This window comes from Streptomyces hygroscopicus subsp. hygroscopicus (genome assembly GCF_001553455.1).
In the GTDB taxonomy this organism is placed as follows: domain Bacteria; phylum Actinomycetota; class Actinomycetes; order Streptomycetales; family Streptomycetaceae; genus Streptomyces; species Streptomyces hygroscopicus.
Genome location: NZ_BBOX01000636.1, coordinates 1 through 2,248 on the forward strand (window position 1 = coordinate 1; position 2,248 = coordinate 2,248).

General features: G+C 73.3%; 3 protein-coding genes and 1 pseudogene. All 4 read right to left on the reverse strand.

Annotated features, from left to right (window positions below):
• Positions 1-219: 219 nt before the first annotated feature.
• Entirely contained in the window at positions 220-813 is a 594-nt protein-coding gene (locus AXW62_RS39530) for a GTP-binding protein (RefSeq protein ID WP_060948544.1), read from the reverse strand.
• Complete coding sequence (locus AXW62_RS39535; protein WP_060948545.1) at positions 794-1,189, reverse strand: DUF742 domain-containing protein; 396 nt, start codon at positions 1,187-1,189, stop codon at positions 794-796. The genes AXW62_RS39530 and AXW62_RS39535 overlap by 20 nt, the downstream gene beginning before the upstream one ends.
• A gap of 15 nt (positions 1,190-1,204) precedes the next feature.
• Positions 1,205-1,633, reverse strand: coding sequence for a roadblock/LC7 domain-containing protein (locus AXW62_RS39540; RefSeq protein ID WP_060948546.1), 429 nt, complete (start codon positions 1,631-1,633; stop codon positions 1,205-1,207).
• Positions 1,630-2,248 (reverse strand): annotated as a pseudogene (locus tag AXW62_RS39545) (histidine kinase); the annotation flags it as partial. The pseudogene AXW62_RS39545 and the gene AXW62_RS39540, both read right to left, overlap by 4 nt.

Here is a 2,248-nt window from a genome sequence, read left to right on the forward strand (position 1 = left end):
GGGCGGTGCGCGGCGGGCGGTGCGCGGGGAGACGCCCCGGCGCACACCACACGCGACGCCCGGGAACACGCCCGGCTCACACCACACGCGGTGCCCGGGAACACGCCCGGCTCACACCACACGCGGTGCGCAGTAAGACGCCCGGCTCACGCCGCCCGCGTGCCCGCACGGCGGCGGCCCGTACTCCGGATGTCCGGAGTACGGGCCGTGCCGCGCCGCTCAGCGCCCGGCCGTGGAGGCCAGCATGGCGTGCTCGACCACCGAGATCAGTACATGCTTGACCGATTCGCGCTCCCGGGCGTCGCACAGGACCACCGGGATGCCCGGGTCGAGGTCCAGCGCGTCACGCACCGAGTCCTCCGGGTAGCGGTCGGCCCCCTCGAAGCAGTTGACGGCCACGGTGAAGGCGATGTCCCGCCGCTCGAAGTAGTCGATGGCGGCGAAGCAGTCCTCCAGACGGCGGGTGTCGGCCAGCACCACCGCGCCCAGCGCGCCGGTGGCCAGCTCGTCCCACAGGAACCAGAAGCGGTCCTGGCCCGGGGTGCCGAAGAGATAGAGCACCAGGTCCTCGCGGAGCGTGATGCGCCCGAAGTCCATGGCCACGGTGGTGGTCGTCTTGGACTCCACCCCCGCGATGTCGTCGACCGGCCGGCCCGCTTCGGTGAGCAGCTCCTCGGTGCGCAGCGGTTTGATCTCGCTGACCGAGCCCACCAGGGTCGTCTTGCCCGCCCCGAACCCGCCCGCCACCAATATCTTCAGCGTGACCGGTTCGACGATATGCGGACGGCCCGGGTCAGAGTGCCCGTAGACCATTGATCACCTCGCGCAGAATCCTCTCGTCCGGCAGTTCCGCCGGAGGTACGGGCCGGGACACTCGGACGAGTGCGGCGTGGAGCAGATCGCCGATGAGCACACGGATCACGCCGATCGGAAGGTCGAGTTCGGCCGCCAGTTCGGCGACGGACTGCGGGCTGTCCCGGCTCAGCTCGACGATGTCGATGTGCTCCGGGGACAGCGTCTGGTCGGTGACGGTCCGGTGGTCCGGGCTGTCGGCGACGACGACCGCGATCAGGTCCAGCCGGCCGTCCGCGGCGCCGCGGGTGCGTCCCCGGGTCATCGCGTAGGGCCTGACCACCGGTCCCGCCGCGTCGTCGAACCACCGGGCGGCCCCCTCCCCGTCTCCGCTCATCTCCCCGGGCCTCCGTCACCCGCTGGAGCGCGGAGCGGAGCCCAGGTGCACGCCCACCCGCTTGACCAGCAGCGTCATCTCGTATGCTATCTGGCCCACATCGGCGTCGGCGTCGGCCAGGACGGCCAGAGCGCTGCCGTCTCCGGCCGCGGTGACGAACAGGAAGGCGTCGTCGAGTTCGACGACGGTCTGACGGACCCGGCCGACGTCGAAGTGGCGGCCGACGCCCTTGGCGAGGCTGTGGAATCCGGAGGCCACGGCGGCAAGGTGCTCGCCGTCCTCCCGGGACAGGTCGCGTGAGCCGCCGGTGGCGAGGCCGTCCCCGGAGAGCACCAGCGCCTTGAGGATGCTGCCCACTCTTCCGACCAGTTCGTCGAGCAGCCAGTTGAGTTCGCCCGACGCGTTCGGCGAGCCATCGTGTGCTGCGGCGTTCGAAGCGGTCATCGACCGTCCCCCTCATCTGTCGTTCCCGGGCTTGCGTCCGCACCGCCGGATCCGGTGGCCGACTGCCGCCGGCCGCGCTGCCAGCCCCGTTGCAGCGACGCCATGGTGGCCCTCGCCTGTTCGGCGTCGCGCTCGGGGTCGGTCTCGGCGGAGGGTCGGTCCGCCTCGGTCGGGGGTGCGGGGTCGTTCTTCAACTGCGGGGCCAGGCTGGCCTGCCGTACCCGCTTGGGGAGGCCGGAGGCCGCCCGCTGGGTGGGCGCCGGACGCTGCTCCGGACCCCCGCGCCGGGCCTGGCCGTGACCCTGGTTCTGACTTCGGTCCTGGCCCTGGCCTCGGTCCTCGCCCTGGTTCTGGTCATGGCCCCGGCCGTCGGAGTGTCCGGCCCAGGACGGCTGTCCCGGGCTCTGCGGGCGGGCGAGCCGTCCCCCGGACGTGCCCTCGACCGGCCGGCCGTGGTCGGCGACCAGGACCGGCGGGACACGGCGGGGCAGCGGCGCGGGGCCGCTGCCCACTGCGGGGGCCGGGCCGTCCGGAGCCTGCTGGTGCTGCTCCACGGTGGACGGGGCGGGTCCGGTGCGGCCGGACCGGCGCCCCTTCGGGCCACGGGCCCGGAAG